This is a genomic window from Pseudomonas sp. JZ134, from assembly GCF_051027695.1.
GTDB lineage: Bacteria > Pseudomonadota > Gammaproteobacteria > Pseudomonadales > Pseudomonadaceae > Chryseomonas > Chryseomonas luteola.
On the sequence record NZ_CP069251.1, the window covers coordinates 781,516 to 797,172 of the forward strand.

A 15,657-nucleotide genomic window follows, 5' to 3' on the forward strand; every position below is an offset into this window, starting at 1 on the left:
GTTTCATATGTATTACGTTGTACAATCCTTGCGAGCGTTCATTACATGAAAGAGTCGGCCACTTATGCAGCACTTTCCTGGGGTGACAGGGAAGAACCGCGCCCCAGCCTGGGACGAATGAACGCCAGCGTGCCTGTTCCTGCAACCGGGCACTGGCTGCGTCGTCTCATGGCTTTTATTGGCCCTGGCTACATGGTAGCCGTGGGCTATATGGATCCGGGCAACTGGGCAACCGACCTCGCGGGCGGCTCCAAGTTTGGCTATATGCTGCTGTCAGTGATCCTGCTGTCCAACCTCATGGCTATTCTGCTCCAGTCGCTGGCAGCGCGGCTGGGTATCGCATCGGGGTTGGATCTTGCGCAGGCCTGCCGCCATCAATACTCCAGGCCAGTCAATTTCCTTCTCTGGATCGCCTGCGAGGTAGCAATCATTGCCTGCGATCTGGCTGAGGTAATTGGCACCGCCATTGCCTTGAATCTATTGTTTGGCATTCCTTTGGTCTGGGGCGCCATCATTACCGCCGCCGATGTCTTCATCATTCTGCTTTTGATGCGCCGTGGTTTCCGCTGGCTGGAAGCCTTTGTCATCGCCCTTTTGACCATTATCTTTGCCTGCTTTGGCGTTCAGATGATGCTCGCACAACCCGCCGTGGGCGAGATTCTCCAAGGCTTTTTGCCCCAGGCAGAAGTGGTGATGAATCCAGAAGCCCTTTACCTGGCCATCGGTATCATCGGTGCGACCGTGATGCCGCACAATCTGTATCTGCACTCCTCCATCGTGCAGACGCGTGCCTACCCCCGTACGGAAGAAGGTCGCCGTCAGGGTATTCGTTGGGCGGTAACGGACAGTACCATCGCCCTTATGCTGGCCCTGTTCGTCAATGCGGCCATTCTGATTACAGCAGCGGCTGTCTTTCATCAGGCAGGTCGTACAGACGTCGAAGAAATCGATCAGGCGTACCACCTGTTATCACCGATGCTGGGCGTAGGTATCGCCTCGATACTGTTTGCGGTAGCGCTATTGGCTTCAGGGATCAACTCCACTGTGACGGCCACCCTGGCGGGCCAGATTGTCATGGAAGGCTTTCTCAACCTACGTCTGCCAGACTGGGCACGTCGCCTGATTACTCGTGGGCTGGCCATCATTCCAGTCGTGGCGGTTACCATCCTGTACGGGGAAAGCGGCACGGCAAAACTGCTGGTCCTGAGTCAAGTTGTTTTATCCATGCAGTTGCCATTTGCAGTGATACCGCTGGTACGGTTCGTATCAAATCGCACACTAATGGGCAGTTTTGCCATTAGTCGTAGCGTGGCGGCACTGGCATGGTTTATCGCCCTGCTGATCGTTGCGTTGAACATCAAGCTGCTCTTCGATGTACTTACCGGCCAGGGAGGCGGCATCTTCTAGCTTTACGGCGAGCAGCGGCCGGGTAATACGCCAGGCTGCATACAAAAAAGCCAGGACCGTCTCCGATCCTGGCTTTTTTGTATCAGATGTTTTTATTGAGCGTCCTTCAGCGTCCCTGAACGACAGCGGCAGGTACCCGGTTGGCCGCCACATGGCGCTTGCCCACCAGATTACCGATGGCGACCACGATCAGGGCCAGCAGGCCGGTTGCCATGATTTCCATACGGTGCGCCTCGCTGAACAGCATGACGGTCAATGCGCCAACGATGAAAACAATAACTGCCCAGGTCAGGTAGGGGAACAGCCACATGCGAAACTCGATCGCCTCGCCATGAGCTTCCAACTTGTGACGCAGACGCAGCTGGGAAATGGCGATGACCAGATAAACCAGCAAGGCAACAGCGCCGGAGGTTGCCAGCAGGAAGCCAAAGACGGCTTCAGGCATAGTGTAGTTTGCAATGGTACTCATAAAGCCTACGGCCGTGCTGGCCAATACAGCCGAGCGGGGGACGCCGTTTGCCGAGACACGCCCTGTCATTGCAGGTGCATCGCCACGACGGCTCAGCGAGAACAGCATGCGTGAGGCGGTATACAGGGCCGAGTTCAGACAACTGGCTACTGCCACCAGCACCACAACATCCACGATCAGCTTGGCGTGCGGGATGGACATCACCTCAAGCGCACGCTGATACGAACCCACGATAGGCAGTTGGGGGTCATTCCACGGAACCATAGAAACAACCAGGAAAATCGATACCAGATAGAACAGTGCAATACGCCAGATAACCGAGTTAGTCGCCTTGCTGATTTGTTTGGAAGGATTCTTGGACTCGGCCGCAGCAATGGTCACGATCTCGGTGCCCATGAAGCTGAACATTGTCGTAAGCAAGGCACCCAGCACTGCGCCAAAGCCATGGGGCATAAACCCACCGGTCATTTCCATCAGGCGTCCCAGGCCGCTGACCTCCCGTCCTGGCAGCCCACCGGCCAACGCAAATGCACCCAGCGCAATGAACGCAACAATAGCCATAACCTTGAGCAGCGCGAACCAGAACTCGAACTCACCGTATTTGGCAACACTAAATAGATTGGTAACGGTAAGAAGCGCAGTAATAGCCAGTGCAAATTGCCACGTAGCCACTACAGGGAACCAGGAGTTCAGAATGGACGCTGCCGCAACGGCTTCGAGGGGGATAACCAATACCCAGAACCACCAGTACAACCAACCGATTGTGAACCCTGCCCAACGTCCAATGCCGCGTTGCGCGTAAGAAGAAAAAGAACCCGTGTCCGGCGAGGCCACTGCCATCTCGCCCAACATGCGCATAACCAGTACGACAAGGGTGCCTGCCAGTGCATAGGCCAGCAGAACAGCGGGACCTGCAGCGGCAATGGCGTGGCCGGATCCTACAAATAAACCGGCACCGATTACCCCAGCGATTGAAAGCATAGTGACATGGCGGGGTTTTAGAGCGGGTGAAAGGCTTTTTTCATTATGTACTTGGCTCATAGGTGCTACCTAAAGCGGAAAAACCTTTCAGCAGCAATATATGAGCCAGCTACCAAACACCTTTGCTAAACGCCATAAATTGGAGCGAACTTCCACCAATGTGCACAATTTTTAAGCTTATTCCTTGCTATAGGCTTGCTGAATGGTTTCACCCATATGAATAGCTCGCACTTTAATTGTGCTTATAACGGTAACAATGTGTGCAACCCGCATCAAAAAGGTGCATAGATTGGTAGCACCCTGGTTGCACCTTTGCAAGACAACTAAAGAAAGCCTCGTCTTAATGGCGAGGCTTTTCCCAAGTCAGATTCTGAAACTTGAAACGAGCTGATCGAGGCGATTGGCCTGTTGCTCCAGGGCATGGCAAGCGCCCAGGGTCGCGTTCAGGTTTTCCACGCCCTGCTGGTTGAGCGAGTTGATCTCGGTAATGTCGACATTAAGCGACTCCACCACCGCGCTCTGCTCTTCCGTAGCGGCCGCCACCGATTGGGTCATGCCATCGATATCGGTAATGCGCTCGGCTACCGAGCCCAACCGCTCGTTGGCCTTTTGCGCGATGGTCATGCTGTCCTCGCTGAAGCGCTGACTTTCGGTCATGGTGGAAACCGCTTCGCTCGCCCCGGTTTGCAGCTCCTGAATCATGCTCTGGATCTCTCGGGCCGAACTCTGGGTACGATGTGCCAGACCACGCACCTCGTCCGCTACCACCGCAAAACCACGCCCAGCATCGCCTGCCCGTGCAGCTTCGATCGCAGCGTTGAGCGCCAGCAGGTTGGTCTGCTCGGAAATGCCCTGGATCACTTCCAGGATATGTCCGATGCGGGTGGTCTTCTGGTTCAGCTCATCAATACGGCCGCAGGAGGCGCTGATGTTGGCGGACAGGGTTTCCATCGCCGTCAGGGTCTGGCCCAGTACGCGGCGACCCTCCTCGGCCTGCTGCCGGGCACTGGTAGCCTGTACGGACGCATCGGCAGCGTTGCGGGCAATCTCCTGTGTAGCGGCGCCCAACTGGTTGATGGCTGCCGCCACGCTTCCGGTACGTCCGGCCTGATTGTCCGAGTTGTGTAGCGAGGAGTTGGAGGCCGCCAGCACCTGACGGGAGACCTCGTTGAGCTGGCGGGTACTGGCCGATACTTCGCTGATCGAGCCATGGATACGCTCGACAAAGCGGTTGAAGGCAGCGGCCAGCACACCAAACTCGTCCTGGCTATTGATGGCCAGACGCCGGGTCAGGTCGCCCTCTCCTTGTGCGATGTCCTGCATCGCCTGGCTCATGGTCGTGAGCGGACGCATCAGCACACGGATCAGCACACCCAGGAGCAGCATGATCAGCACAACGCCAATCACCATGGCCAGCACGGCCGAGGTTCTGAACTCCTTGAGCGGGGCGTAGGCTTTCTCTTCGTCAACCATCAGGCCCAGATACCAGTTGACCGATGGCAGACCGGTGACCGGCTTGAAGACCATAAGCTGAGGTTTGCCGTCCAGCTCGACCCGCTTGAGCGCGCCATCCAGTGCAGGCGCACCGGCGGGAAACAGCTCAGCGAGGTTTTTCATCACCTCCTCTTTTCTGGGGCTGACCAGTACCTTGCCTTCGCTATTCACCAGAATCGCATGACCGATACCGCCCAGGTCGAGCGAATTGACGATACCCACCATCGTCTGCAGACTCAGATCGCCTCCCAGAACACCCGCCAGTTGCCCCTCATGCATGACGGGTGTGGCAAGGCTCATGATCAATCCGCCCGAAGCGGCATCTACATAAGGCTCGGTCAGAATCGAACCGGCTTTGGTTTGGGCGCCCTGATACCAGGGGCGTGTTCTCGGGTCATAGCCGGCAGGCATACTGATAGAGGGTCGAACTGTAAACGTACCGTCCGCCTGCCCCAGATAGGTCAGGTCAAAGCTTGAGGTATATGCTTTCTGCTCCAGCACTGCAGTGAATGCCTGAGGGGCAAGATTACGCTGTACCGCCTGCGCCTCTCCTTCAAGCAGCGTGATACGCCCACTTACCCAGTTGGCAATATTGCTGGAGGCACTGGTGCCCAGTTCATTGAGGCGAACGGTCAGGTCCCGGGTGATTGCCGTACGTTGCAGATAATCGTTGTACGTCATGAACAACGAGAAGGCAGCAATCAGCACTACCGAGGCCGTTGCCAGGATCTTGTGGCTGAACTTTATTCTACTGAGCATACGACTCGGCCCTACTGAAGGTGGGGATATATAAGGTCTGGCTAACAGATTTCTGTTTGGCTATAGAGGCTATCGGCCAGTCACGTGCGGTCTTCAGCGGCGCGATAATATTTTTCTACAGAGCGACGAGGATTGGCCTACTGTTTTCTTAAAGCCTATGACGACTCGGCCGATGTAGCCTAAGCAGTGGGATGGCCGGTACGGTCGCGGCAGAACCTTGGGCGCTCCGTCCGGTCAGTCATCTAGGATTGACAGAGGCGAGGTTCTCATGACGTATGCAGCAGCACGAGCGCTCAAGGTCGCGGTCTACGGCGCGCAGAGCCCGCTGGGCCAGGCGTTGATCAACGAGTTGCTTAATCGCGAACATAAGGCCGTGCCGCTACAGGCGGATCTCAAGGCATTACCGCCCCGCCCCTATCCCCAATCGACTCCTGGCCATATGTTCAGCGCCTATAAGGTCAGCCAGGGGGTGGCAGGAATGAAGGCAGTCGTCGCGGTACTGGAACCGCCTCGCGTAGTAATTGAGGTCGAAGATCCCAACTACCTGATCGATGCTGTGGCTGCACTCATCAGCGGCCTACGCAAAGGCAAGGTATCCCAGCTCATGCTAGTGGGTGATTTCGCTGCGCTGGAAGATGAGGATGTCGACCCTCGCTGGCGACGTGTCTGCCAGAAGATTCACGAGCGGCTCGATACCAGCCCGCTTCACTGGACGCTGGTCAACTGTCCCATTCTGGATGAACGGGAATCCGACGACTCGACCAGTCTCGAAGAAGATTATGAGCTTCTTCATCTCGCCGCCGAGGTCGCCGATGTACTTGAAAAACCCGGGCATAGCGGTCGCCAGCTGAACCTTGATCCCTGACCGGCTCGTTCGCTGGCCTGAGGCAGCATGGCCGCCTCTATCAAACAGAAAGCTGGACACTTCTTATACGCACCGCTTCACAAATCCATCAGTTGTGATATACCACGCGCCCCGTTACCCATGAGCAGGAAGCAGGAGTCACCATGGACGCGTACTGGAAGCGTTATATCCGCTGCATCAAAAACCCGGACAGCTTGGAAGAGATTCGCTGGAACAAGAAGGCGGCTGAATCCTATGCCTGGCAACTGCTGCTGGAAAACCTGATCACGGAGGATCAGTACGCGGCATTTCTGGAACAGGAAAAAGCTGGCCGGTATATCGATGAGGATGTCGTTGAGCCTCAGCAGGGCTCACAAGCGAGCTAAGCCTCGCTCTTAAAAAATTGCTCTTATCAGGCAAATAAGACTATTTATTCTTGATTTTAGCTATTATTTAGCTATTAAATAGCCATCATCATCGAAATCTTGGGAGATTTTATTTCCCTGAACTTTGCACACGTTCGCCGTTTCGCTTGTTCCAAATAGCAGTACGTGACTCCCCGCACAGTCACTCCTTATAAATACCGCCTCCTCCTCGCACAATGCGCCCCCGCAAACGCACCAGGATGCCGTTTGCAGCCCACACCTGTTGTTTAACTCTCATAAATATATGGAGGATAGGGTCTTGTTCACCCGTTCCCTGAAGCTTGCCACACTCTTTGCTGGATGCATCGCCAGCGCACATTACGCCGCTGCTGCTCAGAGTTCTGAGGCTTCTTCGTGCACCATTCGCATGTTGTTCGTTGGTAACAGCTACACCTATGCGAACAGTTTAACGACCACCCTGATGGGAATGGCGTCACGCGCCCACGACAGCGCATCATCGTCTTGCACCATCGAGGCGGACTCGATTGCCAAACCCTCATATACCCTTGAGCAGCACTGGAACAGTGGAGCGGTACAAAGCAAGCTGGCAAGCAACACCTATGACTATGTTGTCCTGCAGGAGCACGCCGCTCGGCCATTGCTTCAGCCAGAACGGCTGGAAGAATATGCGCTGAAATTCAACGATCTGATCCGTGCCCATCATGCCAAGCCGATTCTGTTCGAAACCTGGGCCAACGAGAATCAACAGGGTAAGCAACCACAAATCTATAAAGAGTACGTGAGCCTGGCGCGCAAGATGGGCGCCCAGCTCTCCCCTTGCGGTGAGTCCTGGAAGGGTACGTTTGCAAGCGATTCAGTGGCCAAGCTGTACATTGCTGACGGGCGCCATGCCTCTTTCTCAGGCGGGTATGCCTGCGCCGCCTCCTTCTACACCTTGCTATTCCGTCAGAAGCCTCTTCAGCCCAGCGCAGAAGAGGCCAATATCCTCGCGTCGGATAAGACATCCGCACCGGAGCTGCACCAGGCGGCTCACCAGGCCGTCGGTAAGCTGGCTCCCGATGTACGCGGCTGGTAAGCGCTTGGTCATCTACTGATCGCGCATACCGCAGGCCAGTCTCTTGCAGGCTGGCCTGTTACAGGAGAGCTGTACTGACTAATGGACAGTAATGGCAAAACAGGACTGGTTACGTCCTGCGGCCTTGGCCTGGTAAAGCGCTGTGTCAGCCGCTCTGGAATAGTCGACACGCGTATCGTCTGGTCGAGGAGAGCGGCATTCAACGCCAATACTTACTGTAAAACGCAGCGTTCCGCTGTCCGTTTTGATGCCGAGGGAGGCCATGTCGAGTCGAATACGTTCAACAAGCGTCGCCATTTCAGTCGGGGTGCGATTCATGAAGAGTAGAATGAACTCTTCTCCACCAAAACGCGCTGCATGATCGCCTGCCTCCTGGGTATGATTCAGCAATACCTGCCCAACCTTGACCAGACACTCGTCACCTGTCGAATGACCATAGGTATCGTTAATTTGCTTGAAGTAATCGATATCGATCATGACAACACTCAGCATTTGCCCAGTTGCCAGGGCCTGTGCAAGCGAGGCGGTAAAGTTTTCTTCAAAAGCACTTCGGTTCTGTAACTGGGTCAGGGCATCCAGTCGGCTCAGGCGTGACAGCTGAAGGTTTGCCTCCTCCAGGGCCAGGGTCCGCTCCTTCACCCGCCGCTCGAGTGCTTCGTTGGTTTCCTGCTGAAAAATCAATAGTTTCTCTTGTGCCTGCAAGGTTGCCAACCGCTCTCGTGCCAGATGCTCGCTGGTTCTTATGGCCTCCTGCTTTGCCTGTATTCGTGCTGCACGCTCACGGTTTATCCGCTCGGCCAAGGCCATCGACAGCAACAGGAACTCAAGCGCGAACCCAAGCATCTGGACATACAACGGATTGACCCACCCTTTGCTCAAGCCGGACATGACCAGCGTCATATATAAGGTGGCTAGATTGAGCACTATCCAGGCGATAGTGAAATAACGGGCCGATACATGGCCTCGCCACCACAAGGCAAGGCCAACCCATAGCCCCGTGAGGCAGCTGAGAAAGACCATGACATCGATACCGAGAAACGGAATGAACGCAGGGTCGATCGCGATAATCAGCGAGGCGCCAAGCCAATAGATCAGAAAGCTTTTACACAAGACTGAAAAGAAGCGGCTGTGGCTGGATAACTGAAGAAAGTGCTTGATGAACTGGGCGGCACCGGCCATGCAAAGCGAAATGGACAGAACGGTGGCACGCACTGCCAGTTCGGTCCATTCTGGCCACAGATACAACCGTCCAAAGCCGGTCGCACAGACCATATAGAAAATGGCACCAGCGAGATAACCGCTATACCAGAGATAGGCCCGGTCCCGTATGAAGACATAGAGTGATAGGTTGTAAGCCAGCATGATTACTGCTGCGCCCAGAAAGGCGCTCAGGCTCAGGGCTGTTTGTGTATAGATGCGTTCATACGCGGCAGGAGACATGATCTCCATCGGAATGGTCAGCGGCTGGCTCGCACGCATGCGACCGTACAGAACCATGGCCTGATTGGGCGGCAAGTCAAGCGTAGCGACCGGATAAGGGCCGCGGGTGGCTTGCCTACTCAAGGGTATGCGATTACCCAGCGATTCGACTGAAGACCACCGCTCCAGAACAGGATCGAACAGGCGCAGCTCAAGCTGATCGATCAGAGGGGTTTCGGCCACCAGTAACCATCGGCGAACCTCGGACGAGGGGTTTTGCAGCCTTAATCGGATCCAGCTACCGTCCTGCTGATACCCAAGGCTGATTAATGCCTTTACGTTCGGCTGCCACGCGCTATCAGGTACAGCGTAGCGAATAGCCTCGAATGTCTCGGCGAAGGGGTGCAACAGATAGTCCGTCTGGTAGCCTGCAGGATAGTTATTCTGGTTATCCAGAACCAATACGCGTCCTGGTGCAGCAGGTGCTTCTGCTGCCAACGTGAAGCAAGCGATCAGCACCACGGCGAACGACGTAATACCTGCTGAACAGGACAGCCTTCGAAGGCAAGCGTGTAATACAAAAAGCAAAGCGCCCATCGAAGAACCTGTCATACATCATCAAGAATAAAGCAGATCGTCAGCCTTACGAGTGGCTTGTCACTATCTGGCTCCATAATGAGCCGGTTACCAGCCAGCTACTTAACGGCGGCTCATTCAACACCCAACCTTTCCAAACGGTGTGCCTGTACCCGAGAAACAAAACCGCCGATCAACATGGCGGATGTTCCACTGACAAGCCCGGCCCCTTCCAGCGCAATCATGAAACCGTCAATCTTGGCAGCGGCCAGCTCCAGTTCAGATACATTCCGGGCGGTACGCAAAGCGTCCAGAAAGAAGTAGAAGCTATCGATATTGGCGGCCGGCAGTCGGGCACCGCAAATATTGTCCAGCCGGTTTTGCAGTTGATAGCAATCGAATTCGGTCAAGATCATGGATGTCTGCCCCTACCCAGTCGAACCGCCAGCTGATGTCTAGATGACACTTCGACTACAAGGAACGAAAACGTTTCCACTCGATATAACTGAACACTGCCGCTCTGCTTGCACTACCTGATGTATCGCAACAAGTATAATGGCGCGCAGCCATCATCGTAATCAGCAGTGAGCGCTACTGGATAAATGGAGCAGCAGAGGTGACGGCATGACAACAATAGACTGAACGGCTAGTACCTTTAGCATGTACTGGTGTATCGGTTTATCTTTTTCATGCATTCATGCACGCATTGCCTGATATTTCCAGCTCGGGATACGCAGGCTGGTAGGTAAAAAAACGGCCCTCCACGGGCCGTTTTAATGTCAGATGCGGTTCAGGCCAACTGATAAGGCTCCCGCTCGGGATGATTGGACAGCGATTCGTTGGGCATCTGGCTATGAAACGTTTTAAGCGCCTGGAAAACAAATAACAAGGCAGTCATACCCTCCTGATATTCGAAGATACCTTGCAAAGGCCAGATAGAAAGATGGGCCAGGAACACAGCCAAGGTAAAATCCAGACTGGGGTTCAGCCGCTTGGCCACTTTGAAATACACCAGGAAGCTGACCGGAATGATCGCGATGGTTAGAAAACCAAAGCGGAACAGCGTACCGATCACACCTACATCGGAAAGGAAGAAGTAGTAACTGAAGTAGTGCTTGAAACCATCATTCCACATCAGGCTCAGACTACCGCTGGGTACCCAGTTGTACTCATGCAGATGATCCATGATCTGGGCGATGGTAGCCTCGCGCACATTATCCGTAGCGCCGTTCTGGGCAGATTGCATGTAGAAATCGATATTAACCCCGAAAAGCTCGAGCAGGTCAGGGTCGATAACGAAGGGGGAAACGAGCAAGCCGCCAATCACCGCCAGCTTCACGGACTTAACCCGCAGGCACAGGAACGTAAAGATGATGCACAAGAGAATGACCTGCCGGGTCTGTGTGACGAACACCAGTGTCGCAAGGTAAACGAGCGCCAACAGTCCATAGCGAAGACTGGAGCGAGGGCTGCCGTCGATAGGTGATTTTCCTTTGCCCCAGAAGTAGATGCTCAGGCAGTAGCCAATGATCAGGGCAAACGCCCCGGTCGAGGCACGGCCCGGTCGGCTGAGGTCCAGGTCCATCCCATCTCGCAAATCTGGCAACACCTCGAAATAGCACAGCCAGGACAGGACAACAGCCCCTAGCGCCACGATCAGAATGCAATTTTCAAACTGTGCCGCCGACACACGTTTGGCCAGGTACAACAAGGGAATGACACTAAAGCAGAGCAGCACCCTGCGTTCTTCGATTACCCCATAGACCAGCGGCTGACCATAAAAGAGCTCGGCAAACAGCGCCGGGAGGAAGGTAAAGGTAAAAGCCGAAAACAGACAGAACAGGAACGCAACACTATAATCCTTTCGTTCAGCTCCAACGGTTCCCACCAGAAACATGGCGCTGAAACCCAAACAGGCGGCCAGATAAAGCTCTGTCAAGTATTTAATACCAATAGGGTTCTGGGGATTCTGCTCAAGCAGCCCGAAATGCAGCACAAACGCCAACCCCAACAAACCACAGTACAACGTATTTGTACTTACTTTCTTCATTGACTACCCGTCCTATTACCTGGACATGACGTGCCGCCTGATGCGGCTACACAACCGATACGCAATCCTTGATTGCACCACTCTGAAACACCAACAACCTACCGCGCTCACGCCATGTGGACACACTTGCTACTGAAGTCACTGGTCAAAAGCGCGAACGCAACCGATCGACTTACAGCATCAAATGGTTACATTTGTACATACAAAAAACTTAAATTTACTTGACATACCTTGATGCCAACAGTCGGACTCCAGGATCTAAAAGAGTTCAATAGGGCGCAATGAAAGCCATCAAGGCAATGCATAAAGGGAGAAGTCGCTAACACTTAGGGCTGAGAGGAAGCGAGAAGATACTGCGCCCAGCAGATACAGGGCGCTACGGAAGAGCCCTATACGTAATAGAGCAGAATATCGTGCCTGTAATGCCAGGCGGCGAGTTCATTCAACAGTAGTGGCGGTGACACAAGTTAACCCTGAATGGCAGCGTTGAGCTTTTCCTCCGTGTCGACATCCTCGGTCATGACCAGCTTACCCTGGGCATGACATGGCGAAACGATGGATGCGAGGCTGCTCAAATAAGGGACATTGCCAGCCGCTTGACGATAGGCATGTCGAGCCTGATGGTGTCGGTAGGAAACTGGCGGACATTAGCCAAAGAACACTACAGCGCTTGCAAGAATAAAGGCAAACAGTCCGATATAGGCCAGAGGCCGATCAAGGCGAACAGTACGTGTCGCCTTATAGCTGCGCCCCATGTGCCCTAGCACAAGCGCTACGATTAACATCCCTGCTGCAATGAACATTCCTGTTAAACCTGTACTCAAACCGCTGCGCTGTTCTATTTCAGCGCTTGCCATTGACAAACGTCCCGAATAACGGGCTCAGATCGCTGCTATCCGACGATTGGGCCGCATTTATCTAGCAATTTTGACTCAGACGTCTATCTGAATGCCAGTACGGAATTGCGCCTAGGCGAAGGAGACCAAGGTCGCCATGTTTGTGGATTTTCTTTCTAATGCTGCTCTACTTCTGGCGCTCTGCTGGCTACGGGACTACCTCTGGCGTACCTGGCCACACAAGGTACTGTCATCGGAACTGATTGTTGGATGTGCAACGGGCCTGATCTGTATTGCCGTCATGATACATCCCGTACCGATTGGCCTCGGGATCTTTGTAGATGCGCGGCTGGCCATACTGTCGGTGACCGCCCTGATGGCAGGCCCCCTGGTTGCCAGTATTGCAGCAGCAATGACGGCACTGTATCGGTTCTGGCTAGGCGGCGTAGGGGCCTACCCCGGCGTATTGAATGCCTTCATGGCGGTGGCGTTAGGTCTCGCTTATCGCATGGCCTACCACCGAGGCTGGATCAGACAAGGCCCTCTTCAGGTGCTATTGCTGGGCGGTGCGGTACATGCCCTCGCCCTGCTCACGCTTACCCTCGTATATGGCCCTTTCGGCCAAGCGGCTCAACGTACCATGCTGGCCATGATGCTGACGATGCCCCCTACAGGCCTGCTCGTCTGGCTTCTGTTTCGTGACCAGGAAAAACGCAATCAGGCTGAACAGGCTCTGGCGCGAAGCGAAGCCCGGCTGAGCGCCATTACCCAGGCGATTCCTGACATCCTGCTGGTTATCGATCAGGACGGTCGCTTTCAGGAGGTCGTCTCGTCCTCCCATGATGCCAAGAAGATCAATGAGCACTTGGCGAAGGTGGGCCAGCGATTGCAGGATGTGCTGCCTTATACCCAGGCGAACTACCTGACCACCTGGGTCAGAAAGGTCCTGAAAAGCCCGACACCTCTCACCCTGGAATACCAGCTCAGCTCTCCTTCGGGGGAACGCTATTTCGAGGGCAAGGCCCAGGCGATCGCTTCGGATGCAGAACATAAGCAGGCGATCGTCATGGTAACTCGTGATGTCACGGCCAGGCATGAGTACGAAGAGCAGATCCGTCGGCTGGCGTTTTACGACACCCTGACCGAACTTCCCAATCGGCGCTTTTTCCTGGAGCGGCTCAAAACGGCCCAGCTTGCCTGCCAGCGACACGGACACAGCGGCGCCCTGCTATTCATCGATCTGGATAACTTCAAAAACATCAATGATCTGTATGGCCACGATGCCGGCGATACCGTCCTCAAGGAAGCAGCACACCGTCTGAAACAGATCGTGCGGGTAACTGATACCGTGGCTCGTCTGGGAGGAGACGAGTTTGTCATCCTGCTGGAAGGCTTGTCGGAAGACGAGCAAGCTGCCGCGCACCAGGCAAGTCACATCGGCCAGCAGGTGCTGTCGGCCCTGGAGCGTCCTTTCGAATTCGAACAAGGTAATCAGACTATTAGCGGTAGCGTAGGCATTGTGTTGTTTGACAGCAGAAGTGCAAGCCACGACTTGCTTCAGCAGGCCGACATCTCTATGTATTCAGCCAAGAGCCACGGCAAGAATGCCATTCGCTTTTACGATCCGAGCATGCAAAGCAGCATTGCTGCCCGCCTGCAACTGGAGCAACAGATCCGGCAAGGGCTGCTCGACAATGAATTCCGCGTTTACTATCAGCTTCAGTGGAGCGATCAGAAAGGGCTTATCGGCCTTGAAGCGCTTCTGCGCTGGCAGCATCCGGATTGGGGCCTGGTAGGCCCTGCCGCCTTTCTGGAAGTCGCAAGCAACACAGGATTACTTACCGAACTGGACCGCTGGCTGCTCGATGAGGTGTGCTCGCAGTTGCTTGCCTGGTCAAAAGAGCCTTCTCTCGCCCACCTACCGGTTTCGGTCAATGTCTGCGCGTCCCATCTACGGCAATCCAGTTTTGCCACTGAGGTCATGGACGTCTTGAAACACAAGCATATCGACCCTGCCCAGATCAAAATCGAGCTGACCGAGGCAACTCTGATACTGGACCTCGACCAGGCCTGTTCGCATATCGAAACACTTAGAGGACAAGGTGTTCGCTTCGCCCTGGATGACTTCGGTACCGGGTACTCATCACTCAACTATCTGCAGAAGCTGCCCATCGATCAGGTCAAGATCGACCAGAGCTTTGTGCAACGGCTGCCAGGGTCGGAGAGTGTTGCCATCATCCAGGCCATTTCCGGTCTGGCTACGACCTTTGGCCTCGATATCGTAGCAGAGGGTGTGGAAAGTGAAGCACAGCGCCAGCTGCTGGCCGAAAATGGTTGCACCACCTATCAGGGCTATCTGTTCGCTAAACCCTTGCCGGCTCGAGACGTAGTCCGTGCGGCGGAGCTGGCCAGCACCTGAAGGGAGTGATTGCCAGGTGTGGCAGACCAGCAGTCAAATCCTGCCGCTGGTCTGCCATAAATATTTAATGATCGTCTGCCTTTCATTAAATCCTGTGGGCGCCGATAAATGAACCAAGCCTCCCCTTTCGGCCGCTTACTTCAAGGATCAATCATGTTCTTCAAACGCCTCAAACAGGAATTGGCCGCCCTGCGGGAAAGACTCTCGGTTGTACAACAGGTCAAACAAAGCCTCGATACATCGATGATTGGCTTTACCCTTGACTCACGAGGCGTGATTGAACAGGTCAACGAGCAATTCATGCTTGAAATGCTCTACAAAAGCCATGAGATCGTCGGTCGCAATATTGACGAGCTGGTTCCAGTGCATATCAAGCAAACCGATATCTATCGACGGATGAAGGTTGCGCTTCAAAAAGGTGAACACTTCAGTGGCGTTGTACGTCTGCTCAGGGCAGACGGGAAAGAAGCTTGGCTACGCTGCCTGTGGCAACCGATACGCAATGCTTCGGGTCAAGTTGACCAGTTTTATATCTACGCCAACAACCTGACCCGTACGATCGAGACCTCCCGCGAGCACGAAAGCCTAATCAAGGCGCTGTTACGCTCAACTGCTGTCATTGAGTTCAACCTAAACGGCGAAGTAATCACAGCCAATGACCGCTTCCTCAGTGCTATGGGTTATACGCTGGATCAAATCAAGGGAAAGCACCACCGCCTGTTCTGTGAGCCGGCCGAATACAATTCGTCTGAATATCAGGATTTTTGGGCCAAGCTCAATCGCAGCGAATTCGTCAGCGGCCGCTTCAAGCGCGTGGACAAATATGGCCATATCGTCTGGCTTGAAGCTTCCTACAACCCCATCCTCAACGCTGAGGACAAGCTGTGCAAGGTCGTGAAGTTCGCAACGGTCATCACAGATCAGGTCAACCGTGAAAACGCC

Annotated in this window: 11 protein-coding genes and 2 pseudogenes; 6 read left to right on the forward strand and 7 right to left on the reverse strand. The window is 54.5% G+C overall.

Features of this window, described 5'->3' with window-relative positions; all coding sequences use genetic code 11:
- Window positions 1–45 precede the first annotated feature (45 nt).
- Window positions 46–1,407 (forward strand): Nramp family divalent metal transporter, encoded by a 1,362-nt coding sequence (locus JQR86_RS22960; protein ID WP_125889141.1) that lies wholly within the window; start codon window positions 46–48, stop codon window positions 1,405–1,407.
- Window positions 1,408–1,513: 106 nt separating this feature from the next.
- On the opposite strand, the gene gabP is transcribed toward JQR86_RS22960, so the two are convergent.
- The 3 genes and pseudogenes from gabP to JQR86_RS22975 all read right to left on the reverse strand — a co-directional run.
- Window positions 1,514–2,917 (reverse strand): GABA permease, encoded by a 1,404-nt coding sequence (gabP, locus tag JQR86_RS22965; protein ID WP_434155193.1) that lies wholly within the window; start codon window positions 2,915–2,917, stop codon window positions 1,514–1,516.
- Between the two features lie 303 nt (window positions 2,918–3,220).
- Window positions 3,221–4,009: a methyl-accepting chemotaxis protein gene (locus tag JQR86_RS22970; protein ID WP_372238925.1), complete on the reverse strand. Its 789-nt coding sequence runs from the start codon at window positions 4,007–4,009 to the stop codon at window positions 3,221–3,223.
- 69 nt (window positions 4,010–4,078) lie between these two features.
- Window positions 4,079–5,110 (reverse strand): annotated as a pseudogene (locus tag JQR86_RS22975) (HAMP domain-containing protein); the annotation flags it as partial.
- Between the two features lie 268 nt (window positions 5,111–5,378).
- On the opposite strand from JQR86_RS22975, the gene JQR86_RS22980 reads away from it, so the two are divergent.
- The 3 genes from JQR86_RS22980 to JQR86_RS22990 all read left to right on the forward strand — a co-directional run bounded on the left by JQR86_RS22980 (window position 5,379) and on the right by JQR86_RS22990 (window position 7,415).
- Window positions 5,379–5,975, forward strand: a complete 597-nt coding sequence (locus JQR86_RS22980; protein WP_434155194.1) for an NAD(P)H-binding protein — start codon at window positions 5,379–5,381, stop codon at window positions 5,973–5,975.
- 143 nt (window positions 5,976–6,118) lie between these two features.
- Window positions 6,119–6,340, forward strand: a complete 222-nt coding sequence (locus tag JQR86_RS22985; RefSeq protein ID WP_407363617.1) for a hypothetical protein — start codon at window positions 6,119–6,121, stop codon at window positions 6,338–6,340.
- A gap of 298 nt (window positions 6,341–6,638) precedes the next feature.
- Window positions 6,639–7,415 (forward strand): hypothetical protein, encoded by a 777-nt coding sequence (locus JQR86_RS22990; protein WP_019366715.1) that lies wholly within the window; start codon window positions 6,639–6,641, stop codon window positions 7,413–7,415.
- A 78-nt stretch (window positions 7,416–7,493) separates the two neighbouring features.
- On the opposite strand, the gene JQR86_RS22995 is transcribed toward JQR86_RS22990, so the two are convergent.
- From JQR86_RS22995 to JQR86_RS23010, 4 genes are all read right to left on the reverse strand, one after another.
- Window positions 7,494–9,356: a sensor domain-containing diguanylate cyclase gene (locus JQR86_RS22995; RefSeq protein ID WP_434155196.1), complete on the reverse strand. Its 1,863-nt coding sequence runs from the start codon at window positions 9,354–9,356 to the stop codon at window positions 7,494–7,496.
- Window positions 9,357–9,544: 188 nt separating this feature from the next.
- Window positions 9,545–9,826: a hypothetical protein gene (locus JQR86_RS23000; protein ID WP_010798824.1), complete on the reverse strand. Its 282-nt coding sequence runs from the start codon at window positions 9,824–9,826 to the stop codon at window positions 9,545–9,547.
- 374 nt (window positions 9,827–10,200) lie between these two features.
- The gene (locus JQR86_RS23005; protein ID WP_312270730.1) at window positions 10,201–11,460 is read right to left on the reverse strand and encodes a hypothetical protein; all 1,260 of its coding nucleotides are present in this window, start codon (window positions 11,458–11,460) and stop codon (window positions 10,201–10,203) included.
- A gap of 647 nt (window positions 11,461–12,107) precedes the next feature.
- On the reverse strand, window positions 12,108–12,263 hold the full coding sequence (locus JQR86_RS23010; protein ID WP_434155197.1) for a hypothetical protein: 156 nt from the start codon (window positions 12,261–12,263) through the stop codon (window positions 12,108–12,110).
- Window positions 12,264–12,453: 190 nt separating this feature from the next.
- Between JQR86_RS23010 and JQR86_RS23015 the strand changes: the two genes are divergently transcribed.
- Window positions 12,454–14,715: a putative bifunctional diguanylate cyclase/phosphodiesterase gene (locus JQR86_RS23015; RefSeq protein WP_407363619.1), complete on the forward strand. Its 2,262-nt coding sequence runs from the start codon at window positions 12,454–12,456 to the stop codon at window positions 14,713–14,715.
- A 243-nt stretch (window positions 14,716–14,958) separates the two neighbouring features.
- Window positions 14,959–15,645: pseudogene (locus JQR86_RS23020) on the forward strand (PAS domain-containing protein); the annotation flags it as partial.
- Between the last annotated feature and the right edge of the window lie 12 nt (window positions 15,646–15,657).